This window comes from Pseudomonas sp. LAMO17WK12:I10, from assembly GCF_900215185.1.
GTDB lineage: Bacteria > Pseudomonadota > Gammaproteobacteria > Pseudomonadales > Pseudomonadaceae > Aquipseudomonas > Aquipseudomonas chlororaphis.
Genome location: NZ_OBDX01000020.1, coordinates 109,459 through 128,602, shown reverse-complemented (window position 1 = coordinate 128,602; position 19,144 = coordinate 109,459). Strand labels below are relative to the sequence as shown.

The following is a 19,144-nucleotide window of genomic DNA, read 5'->3' as shown; positions in this document are numbered from 1 at the left end:
TCAGTTGGCGGGGTTGCCGGACGCGAAGGTCTCGGTGACCGCGGACAGCGGCCGGCGCGGCGTGCGGTCCTGGCCGGGGCCGCCTTGTGGCGGATGATCGTGATGCGGCTGCGGGCCTTTGCGGACCAGCTTCATCATGTAGGCGATGCCCACGGTGAACACCGAGAAGTAGATCAGCACGAACAACGCGAGCGAGATGCTCAACTGGCTGACCGAGTGGTTCGACGCCGCGTCGGCGGTGCGCTGCAAGCCGTACACCACCCATGGCTGGCGGCCGACCTCGGTGGTGATCCAGCCGGCCAGCATGGCGATCAGGCCGGTCGGGCCCATGAATAGCACCAGGCGCAGGAACAACCGGTTGCGGTACAGCGCGCCGTTGCGGCGCAAGGCCAGGCCGAGCAGGCCGGTGAGGATCATCAACATGCCCAGCCCGGCCATGATCCGGAAGCTGAAGAAGATGATGGTCGCGTTCGGCCGGTCCTCTTTCGGGAAGCTCTTGAGCGCCGGGATCTGCTTGTCCAGGCTGTGGGTCAGGATCAGGCTGCCCAGGTAAGGCACTTCGATCGCATAACCGGTCTTCTCGGCGTCCATGTCGGGGATGCCGAACAGCACTAGCGGCGTCGGTTCGTTGCCGATGTTTTCCCAGTGGCCTTCGATGGCGGCGATTTTCGCCGGCTGATGTTCCAGGGTGTTCAGGCCATGGGCATCGCCGACCACTGCCTGGATCGGCGCGACGATCAGGGCCATCCACATCGCCATCGACAGCATCTTGCGCACTTGTGGCGTGTCGTTCTTGCGCAGCAGGTGCCAGGCCGCGGACGAGCCGACAAAAAACGCGGTGGCGACGAACGCGGCAATCGCCATGTGCGCCAGGCGGAACGGGAACGACGGGTTGAACACGATGGCCAGCCAGTCCATCGGCACGATCCGCCCATCGACGATGGAGAAGCCCTGTGGCGTTTGCATCCAGCTGTTGGAGGCGAGGATCCAGAAGGTCGAGATCAGCGTGCCGATCGCCACCATGACCGTGGAGAAGAAGTGCAGCCCACGGCCGACCCGGTTCCAGCCGAACAGCATCACCCCGAGGAAACCGGCCTCGAGGAAAAACGCGGTCAGCACTTCATAGGTCAGCAGGGGCCCGGTAATGCTCCCGGCGAAGTCCGAGAAGCGACTCCAGTTGGTGCCGAACTCATAGGCCATGACCAGCCCGGAGACCACCCCCATGCCGAAGTTGACGGCAAAGATTTTCGACCAGAAGTGATACAGGTCCTTGTAGACCGAGTTATTGCTTTTCAGCCAGAGGCCTTCGAGCACTGCCAGGAAGCTGGCCAGCCCGATGGTGATGGCGGGAAATATGATGTGGAACGAGACCGTGAACGCGAATTGAATTCGCGCGAGGTCAAGCGCTTCCAGGTTTGGCATGACGATACCCTCAGAGTGGCTCGATACGTATGCACGGCCCGGCCGACCGCGTGAGCCTCGCGGCTCGCGGTCAACGGCAATGCAGGTTTCGAAAGGGCCGGGGCGACGCGCGCCGCCCCGGGCAGGTTCAATCGACGGAGGACTGGATCAGGTTGCTGACCGGCGCCGGTTCAAGGCGAATCGCGATGAACTTCGAGGTCGGGGTGAAGGTGCGGTCGCCGTAGCTTTCCAGCGGCACCAGAGGGTTGGTTTCCGGGTAGTAGGCAGCGGCCTGGCCGGCTGGAATGTCGTAGGCGATCAGGGTGAAGCCGCTCACCCGGCGCTCGCGACCGTCGCCCCACAGCGAGATCATGTCGACCTTCTGCCCCGGCTCGTAACCCAGCTTGCGAATGTCCTGCTCGTTGACGAAGACCACGTCGCGCATGCCGTAGACCCCGCGATAACGATCGTCCAGGCCATACAGGGTGGTGTTGTACTGATCGTGGGAACGCATGGTCTGCAGGATCAGCTCCGGCTTCACGCCCAGGTCGCGCACGCCCTGGCTCACCAGGTGTTCCGGCAATACGCCGGGGGTGAACTGGGCCTTGCCGGTGGCGGTTTTCCAGATGCGCTGGGCGGCGTCGTTACCCAGGTGGAAACCGCCCGGGTGCAGCAGCTTCTTGTTGAAGTCCTTGAAGCCGGGAATGGTGTCGGCGATCAGGTTGCGGATGCGGCTGTAGTCCTCGATCACCCAGAGCCAGTCGATGGGGTGGCTGCCGAGGGTGGCGTTGGCGATCCCGGCGATGATCGCCGGTTCCGAACGCATCAGCGGCGACTTGGGTTTCAGCTGGCCGTGGGAGATGTGCACCATGCTGAAGGTGTCTTCCACGGTGACGCCTTGCGGGCCCTGGGCTTGCAGGTCGATATCGGTGCGCCCCAGGCACGGCAGGATCAGCGCCTCGCGGCCGGTGACCAGGTGGCTGCGGTTGAGCTTGGTGGCGATGTGCACGGTCAGCTCGCAGTTGCGCAGCGCGGCGTGGGTGCGCGGGCTGTCGGGGGTGGCCTGGGCGAAGTTGCCCCCCAGGCCGATGAACACCTTGGCCCGACCTTCTTCCATGGCGGCGATCGCCATCACCGTGTTGTGCCCGTGCTTGCGCGGCGCCTTGAAGGCAAAACGCGCTTCCAGGGCATCGAGCAACTCGGTGGGAGCCAGTTCGTTGATGCCCATGGTGCGGTCGCCCTGCACGTTACTGTGGCCGCGCACTGGCGACAGCCCGGCGCCCGGACGGCCGATATTGCCGCGCAGCAGTTGCACGTTGACCACTTCCTGCACGGTCAGCACCGAGTGGGTGTGCTGGGTCACACCCATGGCCCAGCACATGATCACCCGCTTGGCCTTGCGATACATGCGCGCGGCCAGCTCGATGTCCTCCAGGGACAGCCCGGACTGTTCGAGGATGTGCTCCCAACTGGTGGCGTCGACTTCGGCCAGGTAGGCGTCCAGGCCCGAGGTGTGCTCGGCGATGAAGGCGCGGTCGAATACCGCCTCGCCGTTATTGGCCAGGGCTTCGCGTTCCCACTGCCAGAGGAACTTGGCGATGCCGCGCATGGCTGCCATGTCGCCGCCCAGGGCCGGGCGGAAGTAGGCGGAGGAGGTGGGCTCGGAGCCGTTGGTGAGCATCTCCAGCGGATGCTGCGGGTGCTGGAAGCGTTCCAGGCCACGCTCTTTCAGCGGGTTGAAACAGATCACCTGGGCACCGCGTTTCACGGCTTCACGCAGCGGTTCGAGCATCCGCGGATGGTTGGTGCCGGGGTTCTGGCCGATGACAAAAATCGCGTCGGCTTCCCCCAGGTCCTCGAAGGTCACCGTGCCCTTGCCCACGCCGACGCTGTCGTCCATGCCCAGGCCGCTGGCCTCGTGGCACATGTTCGAGCAGTCGGGGAAGTTGTTGGTGCCGTAGGCGCGCACGAACAGCTGGTAGAGGTAGGCGGCCTCGTTGCTGGCCCGGCCCGAGGTATAGAACTCGGCCTGGTCGGGCGACTCCAGCCCGTTCAGGTGCCTGGCGATCAGGGCGAAGGCATCGTCCCAGCTGGTTTCGACGTAGCGATCCAGGCTGGCGTCGTAACGCATCGGGTGGGTCAGGCGGCCCTGGTATTCGAGCCAGTAGTCGCTTTGCGCCGCCAGTGCCGACACCGTGTATTTGTTGAAGAAGGCCGGGTTGACCAGGCGCCCGGTGGCTTCCCAGTTGACCGCCTTGGCGCCGTTCTCGCAGAACTTGACCATGCCGTTTTCCGGCGACTCGCCCCAGGCGCAGCCCGGGCAGTCGAAGCCGCCGTTCTGGTTGGTCTTGAGCATGGTGCGAATATTCTTGAAAGCGTTTTCGCTGCCCAACCAGTTCCTGGTCACGGCAATCAATGCGCCCCAACCGGCCGCCGCCCCCTTGTACGGTTTATAGCGTTCAACTTCGCTCATGATACTTCTCCAGGACATTGCACGTAGGCTGCGCCTAATGCCGAGTCATTGTTAATGACTGTTTTCTTGTGTGCATAAATAACCAACTTTAAGTGGCTGTTAATTACAGGCCGCACGGTTTTATGCACTTCGCGGATTGCTTCAGGACTGCGGGGTCAAGCCTAAGCCGCTTATAAAGTGCCTGTCTAATCGCAAATAATGACCGGATGATCGAAATGCTCTATCAAGGAAAAAATCTATACTAATCAATAAAATAAATACTTAATTTTGGGTGGAATGGGATGATTTTTCTTCTGATAAATCCTATCGATCAACCGGTTGTTAATAGCAATTAGACGGTGGTTTGAAATGTCCTTAGTCTTGCCTCAAACAAGGCCTTCTATAACGGTGGCCTTCCAATAACAGCATTCGGGTCGATACACCTGAAGTGCTGACGGAGGCGGTAATGTCAGATCGAATCCTGCAGGATGGTTTTTCCAGGCGAGTCGACTATCTGCGAATGTCGGTGACCGATCGCTGCGACTTTCGTTGTGTGTATTGCATGGCCGAAGATATGCAGTTCCTGCCGCGGCAACGCATCCTGACCCTGGAGGAGCTCTATCAGCTGGCGCAAAGTTTCGTCGCCCTGGGCACCCGGAAAATCCGCCTGACCGGGGGCGAACCCTTGATCCGCCCGGGCGTCGTCGAGCTGTGCCGGCGCATCGCCGCGCTGCCGGGGCTGCGCGAGCTGTGCATGACCACCAATGGCTCGCAGCTGGGCAAGCTGGCGGCGCCCTTGTTCGAGGCCGGGCTCAAGCGCCTGAACATCAGTATCGACAGCCTCGATGCCACGCGTTTTCGCGAGCTGACCCGCACTGGCGACCTGGCCCAGGTGATTGCCGGCATCGATGCGGCGAACGCCGCCGGTTTCCAGCACACCAAGCTCAACTGCGTGGTAATGAAAGGGCGCAACGATCATGAGATCAACGACCTGGTGGGCTTTGCCATCGACCGTGGGCTGGACATCTCCTTTATCGAAGAGATGCCCCTGGGGGTGATCAGCGAACACAGCCGCGCCGATGCGTTCTTTTCCAGCGCCCAGGTGCGCGAGCGCATCGCCGAGCGCTACACCCTGATCGACTCCACCGAGTCGACCCAGGGGCCGTCGCGTTACTGGCGCCTGGCCGAGGCGCCGGAGATTCGCCTGGGGTTCATCTCGCCCCACAGCCACAACTTCTGCGCCACCTGCAACCGGGTGCGGTTGACCGTTGAGGGCCGGTTGCTGCTGTGCCTGGGCAACGAGCATTCGGTCGATTTGAAGCAGGTGCTGCGCAGCCATCCGGGCGAGCCGCAGCGCCTGGAGCGGGCAATCATCGAGGCGATGAAAATCAAGCCGTACCGCCACAACTTCGCACTCAATGACGAGGTGCAAGTGGTGCGGTTCATGAACATGACCGGCGGCTAGCCCGCGCGGTTTTCCCCTCTGCAAAAAGGCTGTCTTGCGATGATCGTCAGATCCAAACCCAACCTGATCAATGTGCTGATCTCCCTCAAGGGCTCGATTGCCAAGCGCATCGCCCTGCGCAGCCTGCTGGTGACCCTGCTGGCCTCGGCGATCGTGTTTATCGAGACCCTGTACCCGACCTATTTCTCCAGGGTCAATGCCACGCCGTTCACCCTGTTGGGCCTGTCGCTGTCGATCTTCATGAGCTTTCGCAACAACGCCTGCTACGACCGCTGGTATGAAGCGCGCAAGGCCCTGGGCACGCTGGTGACGGAGGTGCGTTCGATGATTCGCGAAACCCAGGCGATCAAGGACTCGCGACAGCGCGGCAAGATCCTGCGCGACCTCTGCGGCTTCGCCCATGCCCTCAACGCCAGGCTGCGCCAGGAAGACCAGCTGAGCGCGGCGGGGACCTGGCTGAGCCAGTTGCCGTCGGCCCAGGCGCCCAACGTGCCGGACAGCATCCTGCGCCACGTCGGCCAACAGTGTTCGACCCTGGCCGAGTCGGGGGCGATCAGCGAATGGCGCTACACGCTGATGGCCAATCACCTGAGCAGCCTGACCAACGCCCAGACCGTCTGCGAGCGGATCAAGAGCACGCCATTGCCTTTTCCCTACACGCTGTTGCTGCACCGCACCAGCTACATGTTCTGCATCCTGCTGCCCTTTGCCATGGCCGAGCCCCTGGGCTGGCTGACGCCGATCTTCACGGCCATCGTCAGTTATACGTTTTTCGGCCTGGACGCCATTGGCGACGAGCTGGAAGACCCTTTCGGCCGGGACGAGAACGACCTGCCGACCAATGCCCTGGTGCGCACCATCGAGCGGGAGGTGCTCGATGCCCTGGGGGCGACCCAGCTGCCGCCGGTGCTGCAACCGGTGGACTTCGTGCTGAGCTGACCGACGCCCATGCATTCGCCCCGGTTCCCCCGGGCCACATCACTCAACCCAGCCAACAGGCTGCGAGGATAACCATGAACCACGATTCCACGATCCTGACTCACCTGGACGCCGAAGGCCGGGCCAATATGGTCGATGTCAGCGACAAGCCGCCCACTGACCGTGAAGCCCAGGCCCAGGCCTGGGTACGCATGCGGCCCGCCACCTTGCAGATGATCCAGCAGAACGGCCACCCCAAGGGCGACGTGTTCGCGGTGGCGCGCATCGCGGGCATCATGGCGGCGAAGAAAACCCATGAACTCATCCCGCTCTGCCACCCGTTGCTGCTCAGCTCGATTCACCTCGATCTGAAGGCCGTCGAGCCCGACAGCGTCAGGATTGTCGCCACCTGCCGGCTCAACGGCCGCACCGGTGTCGAGCTCGAAGCGCTCACCGCGGCCAGCGTCGCCGCGCTGACCATCTACGACATGTGCAAGGCGGTCGATCGCGGCATGGTCATCGACAGCATCCAACTGCTGAAGAAACAGGGCGGGCGATCGGGCAGCTTTGACGCGGGAGTCACAGCATGATCCTGGTCAACTACTTTGCCCGTTATCGCGAGCAGCTCGGTATCGGCGGCGAGAAGATCGCGCTGGATGATTCGTTGCGCAGCGTCGGCGACGTGAGGACGTTGCTGATGGCCAGGGGCGAGACCTGGCAGGCGGTGCTCGGCGAAACCAGCCTGATGTGCGCGCTGAACCAGGACCTGTGCAACCTCGACGCGCCCATCGATGACTTCGACGAGATCGCGTTTTTTCCGCAAGTCACCGGGGGCTGAGCCATGACCGTGCACGTCCAGGCCGAGGCCTTCGACCTTGATCGACTGCACCGCGAGGTGCACGGCGAGGACCCCGGCGTTGGCGCACTGGTGACCTTCGTCGGCTATGTGCGTGACCTGAACCTGGGGGAACAGGTCGGCAGCCTGTTCCTCGAACATTACCCGGGCATGACCGAGCGTTCGTTGCAGCGCATCGTCGATGAGGCCCATGAGCGCTGGCCATTGCAAAGGGTAAGGGCCGTGCATCGGGTGGGGGCGTTGCAGGTGGCCGAGCCGATCGTGTTTGTCGGCGTCGCCAGCGCCCATCGGCAGGCGGCCTTCGAGGCCTGCGCCTTCCTGATGGACTACCTGAAAACCCGCGCGCCGTTCTGGAAGCGCGAACAGACCTCGTCCGGCGAGCGTTGGGTGCAGGGCAGGGAGAGCGACCAACTGGCCGCCAGTCGCTGGTAGGGCAGGAATGCGCCCTGCGGCGCAGCACCTTCAGTCGGCCGTGGGCGCTTGCCCGGCAAACAGTTTCCTGGCTTCGGCGAAGCACTTTTCGGCAATGGCCGAGCGCGGTTCGGTCTTGCGCATCACCAGGCCCAGGGGCGCGAGCACGCTGGCATCCGGCAGGTTGATGAAGGCCAGGTTCTCGATCGGGTTTTCCAGGCCGCTGGACAGCGGCATGATCGAGCAGCAGAAGCCTTCGTGAATCGCCTGGAACAGCTGATAGGTCGAATCGCTTTCGAGGATCGGCTGCGGGTCGAGGCCGCGGCTGCGGAAACTCAGGTCGATGGATTTGCGGTAGTGCATGCCATTGCTGATCATCCCCAGGGGCAGCTCGGCGGCCTCTTCCCAGCTCATTTCGCTGCTTTCGAAATGGAAGTGGCGGGTGTCGTACAGCAGGCCGACGCGGGTTTCGCCAATCTCGAAAAACTCGAAATAGTTCGGGTTCACGTGGTCCAGGTAACACACGCCCAGGTCCAGCTGGTTGTTGCCCAGGCCTTCGATGATCTGGTCCGAGCTCATGGACGACAGGGCGAACTTGAGCTCCGGGAAACTCTTGGAAAGGCCCTGGACGTAGCCGATCGGGTTGAAGCTGCTCAGCGGCACCAGGCCCAGGCGCAGGCTACCGACCAGTTGGCCACGGCAGGCGGCGGCCTCGGCGAACAGCCCGTCATGGGCGGCGAGCAGGGTCCGCGCCCAGGCCAGCACCCGTTCGCCGGCCTCGGTGAAACCTTCGAAGCGCTGGCCGCGCTTGACCAGCACCAGGTCCAGCTCGTCCTCCAGGTTGCGCAAGCGCATGGACAGGGTCGGCTGGGTGATGTGGCAGCGCGCCGCGGCCTGGCCGAAGTGTCGGGTCTGGTCCAGGGCGATAAGGAACTTGAGTTGTTTGATGTCCACGATGGCACCTGCTGAAGAAGGGGTTGATGTCAGGGGTAAGTCCAGGATGCACGAAGCGTTTGGAAATCCCGATCCGACCTTTGGAGGAAAAGACTGTGCGTCCGTTCGGTGGCACGCGGAGCTGTTAAAAAAACGCTGTTAAAAAAGCCGTTAAAAAAGTAGCTCAGGGGTGTTGAAGTTGCTCAGGCGCGGGTCGTCCTCGGCGCAGACCAGGGCCTGCGGCCGGTGCTTCGACAAGGCGCGCTGCAGGCTGCGTTCGCCGGCGTCCCAGTCGTGTTGCAGGCTCGCCAGCAAGGCCGTGGGGATCAGGCTGAACATGGGTTGCCAGTGGCCGGCCTGTTGCACCATCAGCACCGAGTCCGGGGCGGGGCGCGCCGCCAGCATGGCGCCGATCAGCGCGCCGTCGATTTTCGGCGCGTCGCAGGCGAACACCAGCAGCCACGGATGACGCGCCACCGCCAGGCCGGCGAGCACGCCCGCCAGGGGCCCCGGGAAATCCCTCTGCGAGTCTTCGACCAGTTGGTCGGCATAGGCCCGATACTGCTCGGCGTTGCGGTTGCAGGAGATGATCAGGTCGTCGGTGAAAGGTCGGACCGCCGCCTGCACATGGGCGATCATCGGCTTGCCCTGCCAGGGCAGCAGGCCCTTGTCCCGTCCGCCCATGCGCGCGCCACGGCCTCCGGCCAGCAGCAGCGCCGAGCAGGGGATAGGCGAAGGGGCGGCGGGGCAGGTCGGGGTCATTGTTCGAGGCACACTGGTTGGGGGCTCAGACGATCTCATTGTCGCCCCTTCGAGTCCAATCGGAAGTATCGAATGAGCGATCAAAAGTCTCTATCGGCCGCGGATTTCACCGGCGTGGGCCGGTACTCCAGGGGGAAAGAGTCCTTGATAGATATGCTCGATAAAGTGGTCGGCCAGAGTGATTAGACACTGACGGTTTCAGCGCTTTAGCCTCTGGCCATGGTTTTTATGACTGCCCGCCGGAGAAAGACATGAGTGTGAAATCGGATGCATTGTTTGTCCCCCTGAATATTGCCGTGCTGACCGTCAGCGACACCCGCGAATACGCCACCGACACCTCCGGGCAATTGCTTGTCAGCCGCCTGCTGGAAGCTGGCCACACCCTGAGCGAGCGCAACCTGCTCAAGGATGACCTGTACAAGATCCGCGCCCAGGTCGCGCTGTGGATCGCCGATGAGACTATCCAGGTGGTGCTGATTACCGGCGGCACCGGGTTCACCGGACGCGACAGCACGCCCGAGGCGGTGAGCTGTTTGCTGGACAAGCGGATCGACGGTTTCGGCGAGCTGTTCCGGGCGATCTCCATCCTCGATATCGGCACCTCCACCGTGCAGAGCCGGGCCCTGGCCGGGCTGTCCAACGGCACCCTGGTGTGCTGCCTGCCGGGCTCCACGGGCGCCTGCCGGACCGCCTGGGAAGGCATCCTCGCCGAGCAGCTCGACGCCCGCCACCGGCCGTGCAATTTCGTGCCGCACCTCAAGCAGGTGCAAGCCTGCGGGACCCGCGGATGAGCGCCTTACCGCTGATGCCGGTGGAGGAGGCCATCGCCCGCTTGCTGGCCATGGCCGAGGCGCAACGCTTGCAGGACAGCGAGCCGGTGGCGCTGGGCGAGGCGCGGCAACGGGTGCTGGCCAGCGACCTGGTGGCGACCCTGGACCTGCCGCTCTGGCCGAACAGCGCCATGGACGGTTATGCCTTGAACCTCGATGCCTGGGACGGCCAGCCGCTGGCGGTGTCGCAACGCATTTTCGCCGGCCAGGCCCCCGAGCCGTTGCGGCCGGGCACCTGCGCGCGAATCTTCACCGGCGCGCCGCTGCCCGAGGGCGCCAACAGCATCGAGATGCAAGAGAACGTCGAGCTGCTTGACGACGGTCGCGTGCGCTTCAAGCAGCCGCTCAAGGCCGGCCAGAATATTCGCCCGCAAGGCCAGGAGAACCGCGCCGGGCAAGTGCTGCTGCGCGCCGGCAAACGCCTGGGGCCTTTCGAACTGGCCATCGCCGCGGCCCAGGGCTGTACCCATCTGCCGCTGGTGCGGCGGCCGCGGGTGGCGTTGCTGTCGACGGGCGACGAACTGGCCGAGCCGGGCACCGCCTTGCGCCCCGGCTGCATCTACAACAGCAATCGCACCCTGCTCAGCCACTGGTTGAATGCCCTGGGCTGCGAGGTCGTCGATGCCGGGATTCTCCCCGACCAGCCGCAGCAGACCCGGCTGCGCCTGGAACAGCTGCAATGCGCCGCGGACCTGATCCTGACCACCGGCGGCGTGTCCGCCGGCGACGCCGATTGCCTCGGCCAGGTACTGCGCGAGTGCGCCACCCCGGTGTTCTGGAAGCTCGCGATAAAACCCGGCAAGCCGCTGACCGTGGGGCGCTTCGGCAGCGTGCCGGTGATCGGCCTGCCCGGCAACCCGACCTCGGCCCTGGTGACCTTTGGCCTGCTGGCCCGGCCGTATCTGTTGCGCATTCAGGGCGTCGAAGAGGTCATGCCCTTGAGCTTCCCGGTCAGCGTCGGTTTCGACTGGCCGAAAGCGGGAGGCCGCCGCGAATACCTGCGGGCCAGGCTGGAGGAGGGCCGTGCGGTGCTCTATCCAAACCAGAGTTCCGGTGTGTTGCTGGGCGCTTCCTGGGCCGATGGGCTGGTGGAAATCCTTGAGGGCAGCACCTTGCGGGCCGGCGAGTCGGCGCGCTTCATTCCGTTCAGCGAGTTGTTCTAGCCGGCGCGGTCTGGCGGCAGGCGCGGGGCACTCAGATCTTCCAGTGCTCCGCGCTTTTCGCCAGGCGCTGGCGCATCTCGTTGAGGTTGGCCACCAGTTGCCGGGTCAGCAGGCGGTAGCCGTCCAGCGCGCTGTAGACCGAGGTGTCGAGGGTCGAGGAGGCCGGACCATCCAGGGGCCGCCCCAGGCGTCTGGTGGCGCCGGATTGCAGGGCGCGGGCCATGCCCACCAGCTGTATGCGCACCTGCCGGTGCTCATGCTTCATGAGCTGTTGCAACTGTTCGCGGGCTTGCGGGTCGCTGAGGTCCGGCCGGGTATTGCCGAGGATTTCCAGGGTGCTGAAGCCCATGCGCAGGTTGCGCTGGATGGCGTCCAGTTCGGTCATGGAGATCCGCACTTCCTTGGACACCGAGGGCATCAGCGAGCGCAGTTGCAGCAAGGTGCTGTTGAGGCGCCCGAGCAACTTCAGGTGTTCATCATCGGTTACCGACTGGCCGCCGATGATGCGTCCGTAAAGGGTGGCGCAGTCGCGCAAGGCGCTGGCCAGGTTGTAGCGCCAGGAGTAGACCGCATACAGCGGAATGGCGAAGGAGAACGCCAGGGCCAGGGCGATACCGATGAGGATATCCACGGTGCGCCACAGGCCATCGCTGACGTGGTTGTCGCCGTGGCCGGCGACGATGAACACGGTGATCGCCGCCAGCAGCGCGGTGTAGCCGCCCTTGCCGATGGCGTGATAGGAGAAATACCCGCACACCACCGACATCCCCAGGTAGGTCAGCCAGGACAGGCCCAGATAAGCCTGCTGCACCACCAGCACCAGGCCGACGCCCGCGCCGATCAGGGTACCGATGGCCCGCTCCGCGGCCTTCTTGCCAATGTTGCCGTGGTGCTGCAAGCCGCCGATCACCACCAGCATGGTCACCGACGCCCATTCGCCGTGGGGCAGATTGAGGCCGGTGGTCAGCGCGATGGTGGCCAGCAACCCCAGGGCCACGCGCACCGCATGGATCAGCTTGGCGTAGCGGTAGCGCCGATACGGGTCCAGTACCGGGAGCAGGAATCGGCGCAACAGCGGTGGCAGGCGAAAGGTCTGGCCCAGGGGAAGTTCTCCGTTTTAGGCTCTGTACGAAAAGTGGCTGCGCTCGGTCATGCTGCGTTAAAAACAGGCTCGGAATGCTCATGTAGGTCCCTACACTCCGCTTCCTCGCCTGTTTTTGCCTTGCCTGACCTTCGCTCGCCGACTTTTCGTAAAGACCCTAGAAAATGTAATCGGTGGTCAGGAAGCTCGACTCGCGGTTACGGATGATGTCGCTGATCAGCTCCTTGTTGCTCTCCTGGAACTTGGTGGCCACCAGGGTGCGGATCGAGAAGGTGCGCAACGCATCATGCACCGACAGCGTACCTTCGGCGGAGTTCTTGCGCCCGTTGAACGGGTAGGTGTCCGGGCCGCGCTGGCACTGGGCGTTGAGGTTGATCCGCCCGACCTGGTTGGCGAAGGTGTCCACCAGATGCCCGACTTGTGCCGGCTCGGTGCCGAAGATACTCAGCTGCTGGCCGAAGTCCGATTCCAGGACGTAGTCGATCACCGTTTCCAGATCGCGGTACGGCACGATCGGCACCACCGGCCCGAACTGTTCTTCCTGGTACACGCGCATCTGGCTGTTCACCGGGTACAGCACCGCCGGGTAGAAGAACGACGCCCGCGCCTCGCCACCGCCGGGGTTGACCACCTTGGCGCCCTTGTCGATGGCGTCGGCCACCAGGGCGTGCAGGTAATCGACCTTGCCCGACTCCGGCAGCGGCGTCAGCGCCACCCCCGGTTCCCATGGCATGCCCGGTTTGAGGCTGAGCAGCTTGGCGTTGAATTTCTCGATAAAGGCATCGACCACGCTTTCATGGACGAAGAGGATCTTCAGCGCGGTGCAGCGTTGGCCGTTGAACGACAGCGAGCCGGTGACCGCCTCGTTGACCGCGTTATCCAGGTCCACCTCCGGCAGCACGATGCCGGGGTTTTTCGCGTCCAGGCCCAGGGCGGCGCGCAGGCGGTGCGGCTTGGGGTGCAGTTTCTTCAGGTCGCTGGCGGCCTTGTTGGTGCCGATGAAGGCGAAGATATCGATCTTGCCGCTGGCCATCAGCGCGCTGACGGTTTCCCGGCCGCTGCCGTAGATCACGTTGATCACCCCGGCCGGGAAGCTGTCGCGGAAGGCTTCCAGCAGCGGGCGGATCAGCAGCACGCCGAACTTGGCCGGCTTGAACACCACGGTGTTGCCCATGATCAGCGCTGGGATCAGGGTGGTGAAGGTTTCGTTCAGCGGGTAGTTGTACGGGCCCATGCACAGGGCCACGCCCAGGGGCACGCGGCGGATCTGGCCGAGGGTGTCCTGCTCCAGCTCGAAGCGGCTGGAACGGCGGTCGAGTTCCTTGAGGGCGTTGATGGTGTCGACGATGTAGTCGCAGGTGCGGTCGAACTCTTTTTCCGAGTCCTTGAGGTTCTTGCCGATTTCCCACATCAGCAGCTTGACCACCGCCGAGCGCTGTTCGCGCATGCGCCCGAGGAAGGCTTCGACGTGCTGGATGCGTTCGGCCACGCGCATGGTCGGCCACGCGCCCTGGCCACGGTCGTAGGCGCGCACGGCGGCGTCGAGGGCGGTCAGCGCGGTGTCGGCGTCGAGCAGCGGGGTGCTGCCGAGAATCACTTGTTCGTCGCCATGGGCGGTGGCCAGGTACACCGGGCTGCGCACCAGGGCCAGGGGCCCGTTCCAGGTCTGCAACTGACCGTCGACCAGGTACTCGCGCTGCTCGACCTGGCCGTCCAGGCGGTACTGCTCGGGGATGTCGGCGGCGACGGGAAACAGCGTGTTCAACAGAGGGGCTGTGGTCATGACTCTATTCCGTAATGGCAATGGGCAATGCACCGGCGGGCTGGAGAGCGCGCCGGCGCTGACGGGCGAGACGGGTCTTCAAGGTTTGTTTCTACGCCTTGATGTCTCGGGTCTTTAGCAAAAAGCTGGGCCAAAATGGCGGAAAGTCGTGCAGCAGAGGTGTGATGGTGTGGTTCTTTGGGCCAAGAGTAGCCGCTTTTTCCCATGGAAAAACAGCCTTTGTTTCAACCGGCGCTGAACAATTGGCGGATCAACCTGGGGGTGCTGCCGGTCCAGCGCTTGAACGAGCGGCGGAAATTCGCCGCGTCGTTGAAGCTCAGGTACTCGGCGACAGCCTCGTTGCTCAGGCCCTTGATCCGGTACAGGTACAGCGCCACATGCTTGCGCACCAGGTCCGCCTGCTGCTGGAAACCGCTGTCGTGCTTGTGCAGCTTGCGCTTGAGGGTGGCCGGGCTCATGCCGAAGGCCTGGGCCGTCTGTTCCAGGCTCGGCGCCTGGCGCACCTGGCCTTGCAGGTAGCGGTAGACGCAGTCGAGAAAACTCGAGGCAAAGCCCAGTTGCTCGAGCTGGCCCTGGGCTTCCTGGCGCGCCACCTGGCCGGCGGTGGCGGAGGCGTTGGGCCAGGGCTGGGTGAGGAATTCCCGGGGGATGCGCATCAGGTCCATGGGCCGCTTGAACTGGGTGTGTTCGCCCAGGTGCACCCAGTACTGCTCGACATAACGCGGCTCGGCATGGCTGAAGCTGCACTCCCAGGGCAGGCGCTGGCCGCTCAGCCACTGACTCATGGCCACCAGCGAGGTCATGCTGGCCTCCAGCAGGAAACGCCATTGTTCGCCGGCGCCACAGCTGTCCAGCCAGTAGAAATAGGCGTGCTGGTCGTCCAGCAGCAAGCGCGGGCTGGCCAGCGGGCTGAGCAGCGCCTGTTGCTGCACCAGGGTATCGAGGGCCTGGTGCAGGTTCTGCGCGTGGCGCAGGGCGTGGCTGGCGGCGCCGTAGTGCCCAGGCAGCAGGCGCTGGCCGAACAGGAAGCTGCTGTCGTCGGCGTCCAGCAGCCGTCGGCTGTTGCCGATCAGGCCGAGAAACTGCTGTGGGCTGAGGCGGGTCTGGCCGGCGAGGATGTCCTCGTGGAACAGCCCGGTGCCGCGCAGCAGGCGATGGCTGTCGATGTCCCGGGACAGCGCCAGGTCGATCAGGCTCGCTGGCTGGTAATGCCCGGGAATGAACCGGCTGTCGTTTTCGTACCAACGGGTCTTCAGGGTCATGGCCGGGCCTCAGGCGCTTTTCGCCAGCGGCTGCTTGGCCCGGGCCAGGGCCAGGTTGAGGCGTTTGAGCAGGCCGTCCGGTGTCTCGTCGAGGGCCATCACCACCGCGGTGCAGGCGCACAGCTGCAAGCGTTCGCCGTGCTGGCGGCTCTTGTGCGCCAGGCTCCGTACCGCCTGTTGCAGCTCCTGGGCCAGCAGCCGCGCCTGGCTCTCGCCGGTGTTCGGCAGCAGCACCACGAAGCGGTCGCCGGCCAGCCGGCAGAGCAGGTCCTGGCGACGCAGGTTGAGCAGCAGTAAATGGCTCAGCGCCTGTAGCACCGCGTCGCCCTCGGCGTGGCCGAAGTCCTGGTTGATCGCGGCGAAATTGTCCAGGTCCAGGGCCAGCAGCGACAGCGGCTGCTGCTGGCGCTGGCTGTCCTGCAGGCTGTCGGCCAGCTGGCGCTTGAGGTAGTCGGCGCCGCCCAGCGGGGTGAGCTTGTCGAACAGCCGGTGCTCGCGGAACAGCCGTTCGCGTTTTTCCATCTGCGCGCTGATCGCCAGCTGTTCGCGGTGCCAGTGGTAAATGCCGATGGTCAGCAGGACCATGCCCACCGGCATCGGCGCGGATTCCAGCCAGTGATCCCAGGCGATGCTGTCGGGCAGGCGGATGAATTCGTCGAGGCTGTCGATCCACCAGGAGAAAAAGATGCAGCTCAGGCCCAGGGCCAGGTAGTTGGTGACCCGTCCCGCCGGGCGGCTTTTCAGCACCAGGCCGAGCCAGATCAGGGCCAGCAGGGTGGTGCCGCCTTCGCCGACGATGTCCAGCCAGACCCATTCGCTGACCGCCTTCAACTCGCCACAGGCCAGGTGCAGGAGCAGGCCGAGATTGGCTGCCAGCAGCAGGCTGGCGAGTTTCCAACGGTGGGGTTTGAGCACTGAGAACATGGCCGCGATCCTTTGGCAAAGAAGCAATGCGCGCCAGCACAGCAGATGTGTGTGACAGCCGGGTGACGGCGGCAAAGCGGGTGGGGGAGGTCGAATCAGCTCACCGTGGTGGTGGGTTTTTTGCGATCTGCTCGGCCATTGAACGGTGGTGTGGCCGCTGACGCTATCGCCAGTCCCGCGGCAAAGGTCATTTCAGCTCACTTTGCCCCTCGGATCCGGGCAAAACCCCGGTTCGAGGGCCTTCCTGCCAACCCCTGTCACGGAACCGTCATTCGCCGATCCTAGCTTGCCCTCCCAGTTGCCGGGCCCCTTGCCTGGCGTCACCGGACTCTTGGGGGAGGACCATCATGTACAAGCGCAGCAGCACCGCCGGCCTGCTCGGCTTCACGCTCACCGCCCTGGCCATGGCGATCGCCAGCGAACGCCTGAGCGCCGCCGAAGCCGACTCGAGTAAAACCACCGAACACCTGGAAGTGGTCGGCCAGGCCGCGAGCATCGACCAGGCGCTCAAGGAGCAGCGCAGCGCCGACAGCATCAAGAGCGTGGTGCATGCCGACGGCGTGGGTCAGTTGCCGGACGAGAACGTCGCCGAAGCGGCGCAGCGCCTGCCGGGCATCAGCGTCGAGCGCGACCAGGGCGAAGGGCGCTTCGTCAGCGTGCGTGGCCTGGGCCCGGACCTCAACAGCGTGACCATCAACGGCACCCTGGTGCCGGCCCCGGAAAGCGAACGCCGCGCCGTGGCCCTGGACGTGCTGCCCTCGGAGCTGGTGCAGTCGTTGTCGGTGATCAAGACCCTGACCCCGGACATGGACGCCAACTCCCTGGGCGGCACCGTCGATGTGCAGAGCCTTTCGGCCTTCGATCACAAGGGCCTGTTCTACACCGGCAGCAGTGAAGCCAGCTACGACCGGAACACTCACCAGACCAGCCCGAAATTCTCCGGCGCGGTCAGCGACCGCTTCAGCCTCGGCGACGGCATCGACAACTTCGGCGTGGCCGCGGCCCTGAGCTGGCAGAAGCGCGACTTCGGTTCGGACAACGTCGAGACCGGCGGCGCCTGGGACTTCGAACAGGGCGCGAAACTGCAGGAGTTCGAACAGCGCGACTACGACATCAGCCGCGAGCGCGCCGGCGGCGGCCTGAACTTCGACTACAAGCCGGACGACCTCAGCAGTTACTACCTGCGCACCCTGTACAGCCGCTACAAGGACAGCGAGACACGCAACGCCGCCAGCCTGGAGTTCGCCGAGCCCCAGGCGGCCGGCGAGCTGGGCGACGCCGAAGGTAAACGCAAGCTCAAGCAGCGCGAGGAAACCCAGGAGATCCAGTCCTACGTGTTCGGCGGCGAGCGCATGTTCGGCCTCTGGACCCTCAGCGGCCAGGCCGGCTACAGCCGCTCCAGCGAAGACAGCCCGGGGCACATCGCCAACGCGGTGTTCGAAGGCAACGACGATTTCGCCGACAGCGGTTTCTACGACAAGGACAAGCCGCGGCCGATCGTCGGCCAGGGTTTCTACGACCCGGCCAACTTCAGCCTGGACAAGGTCGAGTGGGAAAAGCAGCGCACCACCGACACCGAGAAAAACCTGCGCCTGGACCTGGCCCGCGACTACGACCTCAGCGGTTATGCGTCCCAGGTCAAGTTCGGCGGCAAGGTCAGCCGGCGCAACAAGGACAACGACCTCGACGCCTGGGTCTACAAGGACTTCGACGAGCTGGGTTTCAGCGACGAGCAGCTCAACCTCGACCGCTTCCGCAAAGGCAGCGTCGACTATCGCCTCGGCCGCTTCGGCCCGGGCATCAGCGGCGGCTCGATCAAGCAGTTGATCGGCGGCCTGGACCGCGATGCGTTCTTCGACGAAACCGAATCCCGGGTCAACGACTTCAAGATCCGCGAAGACATCAACGCCGGCTACCTGATGAACACCCTCGATATCGACGACTGGCGCTTTATCGCCGGCCTGCGCTACGAAGGCACCGAGTTCGAAGCCAAGGGCACCGGCGCCACCGACGGCGCGTTCCAGTCCACCGCGACCAAGCGTCGTTACCACCACTGGCTGCCGGGCCTGCACGCGCGTTACCAGCTGGACAAGAACACCCAGGTGCGCGCGGCATGGACCAAGGCGGTGGTGCGCCCGACCTTCGGCCAGCTGGCGCCGGGTTTTGTCATCGACGATGACGAGGCCAGCTTCGGCAACCCGGACCTCAAGCCGCTGGAGTCGAGCAACCTCGACCTTGGCATCGAGCACTTCATGGGCCGCGCCGGCACCGTCTCGGCCTTCGTGTTCTACAAGGACATCAAGAACTTCGTCTACAACACCGACCTGGCCGGCACCGGCGCCTGGACCGACTTCGCCGAGGCGCACACCTTCGCCAACGGCGACAGCGCCAAGCTGTACGGCCTGGAACTGGCCTACTCGCAGAAATTCGACTGGCTGCCGGCGCCGTGGAACGGCCTGCTGCTGGGGGCCAACGCCACCTTCAGCCGCTCCGACGCCGAGATCAAGGGCTTCGACGCCGCCAGCGGGGTCAACCGCAAGCGCAGCATTGACCTGCCGAACCAGTCGGACACCGTCGGCAACCTGATGCTCGGCTGGGAAAACGACACGCTCAGCCTGCGCCTGTCGGCCAACTACAAGTCGGACTACCTCTATGAGCTGGCCTCGATCGACGACAAGGCCCACGACCTGCACGTCGATGCCCAGACCTTCGTCGATTTCAGCGCCCGCTACTCGCTGACCAAGAGCCTGCAACTGAGCTTCGAGGCGCAGAACCTCACCGACGAGCCGTACTTCGTCTACACCGGCCACCGCTCCTACAACGGCCAGTACGAGGAGTACGGCCCGACCTACAAGCTCGGCCTGACCTTCACCCACTTCTAA

Annotated in this window: 16 protein-coding genes; 8 read left to right on the top strand and 8 right to left on the bottom strand. The window is 64.3% G+C overall.

Features of this window, described 5'->3' with window-relative positions:
* Positions 1 to 1,422: a cytochrome ubiquinol oxidase subunit I gene (locus tag CRO75_RS21215; protein WP_097137936.1), complete on the bottom strand. Its 1,422-nt coding sequence runs from the start codon at positions 1,420 to 1,422 to the stop codon at positions 1 to 3.
* Between the two features lie 127 nt (positions 1,423 to 1,549).
* Complete coding sequence (locus tag CRO75_RS21210) at positions 1,550 to 3,874, bottom strand: FdhF/YdeP family oxidoreductase (RefSeq protein ID WP_009044523.1); 2,325 nt, start codon at positions 3,872 to 3,874, stop codon at positions 1,550 to 1,552.
* A gap of 445 nt (positions 3,875 to 4,319) precedes the next feature.
* Between CRO75_RS21210 and moaA the strand changes: the two genes are divergently transcribed.
* From moaA to moaE, 5 genes are all read left to right on the top strand, one after another.
* Positions 4,320 to 5,318 (top strand): GTP 3',8-cyclase MoaA, encoded by a 999-nt coding sequence (gene moaA, locus CRO75_RS21205; RefSeq protein ID WP_085534197.1) that lies wholly within the window; start codon positions 4,320 to 4,322, stop codon positions 5,316 to 5,318.
* A 39-nt stretch (positions 5,319 to 5,357) separates the two neighbouring features.
* On the top strand, positions 5,358 to 6,257 hold the full coding sequence (locus CRO75_RS21200) for a bestrophin family protein (protein ID WP_097137933.1): 900 nt from the start codon (positions 5,358 to 5,360) through the stop codon (positions 6,255 to 6,257).
* Positions 6,258 to 6,349: 92 nt separating this feature from the next.
* Positions 6,350 to 6,826: a cyclic pyranopterin monophosphate synthase MoaC gene (moaC, locus tag CRO75_RS21195; protein ID WP_162270030.1), complete on the top strand. Its 477-nt coding sequence runs from the start codon at positions 6,350 to 6,352 to the stop codon at positions 6,824 to 6,826.
* Positions 6,823 to 7,074, top strand: coding sequence for a MoaD/ThiS family protein (locus CRO75_RS21190; protein WP_097137931.1), 252 nt, complete (start codon positions 6,823 to 6,825; stop codon positions 7,072 to 7,074). The genes moaC and CRO75_RS21190 overlap by 4 nt, the downstream gene beginning before the upstream one ends.
* Positions 7,075 to 7,077: 3 nt before the next feature.
* On the top strand, positions 7,078 to 7,524 hold the full coding sequence (gene moaE, locus CRO75_RS21185; protein ID WP_097137929.1) for a molybdopterin synthase catalytic subunit MoaE: 447 nt from the start codon (positions 7,078 to 7,080) through the stop codon (positions 7,522 to 7,524).
* Positions 7,525 to 7,554: 30 nt separating this feature from the next.
* Here the strand turns inward: moaE and CRO75_RS21180 are convergent, their stop codons facing one another.
* Both CRO75_RS21180 and mobA read right to left on the bottom strand, forming a co-directional pair.
* A complete protein-coding gene (locus CRO75_RS21180) occupies positions 7,555 to 8,457 on the bottom strand; it encodes a LysR family transcriptional regulator (protein ID WP_009044517.1) in 903 nt (300 codons plus the stop codon).
* 150 nt (positions 8,458 to 8,607) lie between these two features.
* Positions 8,608 to 9,198, bottom strand: coding sequence for a molybdenum cofactor guanylyltransferase MobA (gene mobA, locus CRO75_RS21175; protein ID WP_097137927.1), 591 nt, complete (start codon positions 9,196 to 9,198; stop codon positions 8,608 to 8,610).
* Between the two features lie 251 nt (positions 9,199 to 9,449).
* On the opposite strand from mobA, the gene moaB reads away from it, so the two are divergent.
* A complete protein-coding gene (moaB, locus tag CRO75_RS21170) occupies positions 9,450 to 9,989 on the top strand; it encodes a molybdenum cofactor biosynthesis protein B (protein WP_009044515.1) in 540 nt (179 codons plus the stop codon).
* Positions 9,986 to 11,191 (top strand): gephyrin-like molybdotransferase Glp, encoded by a 1,206-nt coding sequence (gene glp, locus CRO75_RS21165; RefSeq protein WP_097137925.1) that lies wholly within the window; start codon positions 9,986 to 9,988, stop codon positions 11,189 to 11,191. The genes moaB and glp overlap by 4 nt, the downstream gene beginning before the upstream one ends.
* A 31-nt stretch (positions 11,192 to 11,222) precedes the next feature.
* Here glp and CRO75_RS21160 read toward each other — a convergent pair whose 3' ends face one another.
* From CRO75_RS21160 to CRO75_RS21145, 4 genes are all read right to left on the bottom strand, one after another.
* Positions 11,223 to 12,263: an FUSC family protein gene (locus CRO75_RS21160; RefSeq protein WP_097137923.1), complete on the bottom strand. Its 1,041-nt coding sequence runs from the start codon at positions 12,261 to 12,263 to the stop codon at positions 11,223 to 11,225.
* 187 nt (positions 12,264 to 12,450) lie between these two features.
* Positions 12,451 to 14,076, bottom strand: a complete 1,626-nt coding sequence (locus CRO75_RS21155) for an NADP-dependent glyceraldehyde-3-phosphate dehydrogenase (RefSeq protein WP_009044512.1) — start codon at positions 14,074 to 14,076, stop codon at positions 12,451 to 12,453.
* Positions 14,077 to 14,300: 224 nt separating this feature from the next.
* Positions 14,301 to 15,338: an AraC family transcriptional regulator gene (locus CRO75_RS21150; RefSeq protein WP_009044511.1), complete on the bottom strand. Its 1,038-nt coding sequence runs from the start codon at positions 15,336 to 15,338 to the stop codon at positions 14,301 to 14,303.
* Between the two features lie 9 nt (positions 15,339 to 15,347).
* Entirely contained in the window at positions 15,348 to 16,262 is a 915-nt protein-coding gene (locus tag CRO75_RS21145) for a GGDEF domain-containing protein (RefSeq protein ID WP_097137921.1), read from the bottom strand.
* A gap of 347 nt (positions 16,263 to 16,609) precedes the next feature.
* Here CRO75_RS21145 and CRO75_RS21140 point away from each other — a divergent pair, with 347 nt between their 5' ends.
* A complete protein-coding gene (locus CRO75_RS21140) occupies positions 16,610 to 19,144 on the top strand; it encodes a TonB-dependent receptor (protein WP_097137918.1) in 2,535 nt (844 codons plus the stop codon).

Excerpts from the sequence above, each read along its gene's own strand:
- CRO75_RS21150 (WP_009044511.1), bottom strand. The coding sequence starts at position 15,338 with ATGACCCTGAAGACCCGTTGGTACGAAAACGACAGCCGGTTCATTCCC.
- CRO75_RS21155 (WP_009044512.1), bottom strand. The coding sequence starts at position 14,076 with ATGACCACAGCCCCTCTGTTGAACACGCTGTTTCCCGTCGCCGCCGAC.
- CRO75_RS21140 (WP_097137918.1), top strand. The coding sequence starts at position 16,610 with ATGTACAAGCGCAGCAGCACCGCCGGCCTGCTCGGCTTCACGCTCACC.
- glp (WP_097137925.1), top strand. The coding sequence starts at position 9,986 with ATGAGCGCCTTACCGCTGATGCCGGTGGAGGAGGCCATCGCCCGCTTG.
- mobA (WP_097137927.1), bottom strand. The coding sequence starts at position 9,198 with ATGACCCCGACCTGCCCCGCCGCCCCTTCGCCTATCCCCTGCTCGGCG.
- CRO75_RS21200 (WP_097137933.1), top strand. The coding sequence starts at position 5,358 with ATGATCGTCAGATCCAAACCCAACCTGATCAATGTGCTGATCTCCCTC.
- moaA (WP_085534197.1), top strand. The coding sequence starts at position 4,320 with ATGTCAGATCGAATCCTGCAGGATGGTTTTTCCAGGCGAGTCGACTAT.
- CRO75_RS21145 (WP_097137921.1), bottom strand. The coding sequence starts at position 16,262 with ATGTTCTCAGTGCTCAAACCCCACCGTTGGAAACTCGCCAGCCTGCTG.
- CRO75_RS21215 (WP_097137936.1), bottom strand. The coding sequence starts at position 1,422 with ATGCCAAACCTGGAAGCGCTTGACCTCGCGCGAATTCAATTCGCGTTC.
- moaE (WP_097137929.1), top strand. The coding sequence starts at position 7,078 with ATGACCGTGCACGTCCAGGCCGAGGCCTTCGACCTTGATCGACTGCAC.
- CRO75_RS21210 (WP_009044523.1), bottom strand. The coding sequence starts at position 3,874 with ATGAGCGAAGTTGAACGCTATAAACCGTACAAGGGGGCGGCGGCCGGT.
- CRO75_RS21190 (WP_097137931.1), top strand. The coding sequence starts at position 6,823 with ATGATCCTGGTCAACTACTTTGCCCGTTATCGCGAGCAGCTCGGTATC.
- moaB (WP_009044515.1), top strand. The coding sequence starts at position 9,450 with ATGAGTGTGAAATCGGATGCATTGTTTGTCCCCCTGAATATTGCCGTG.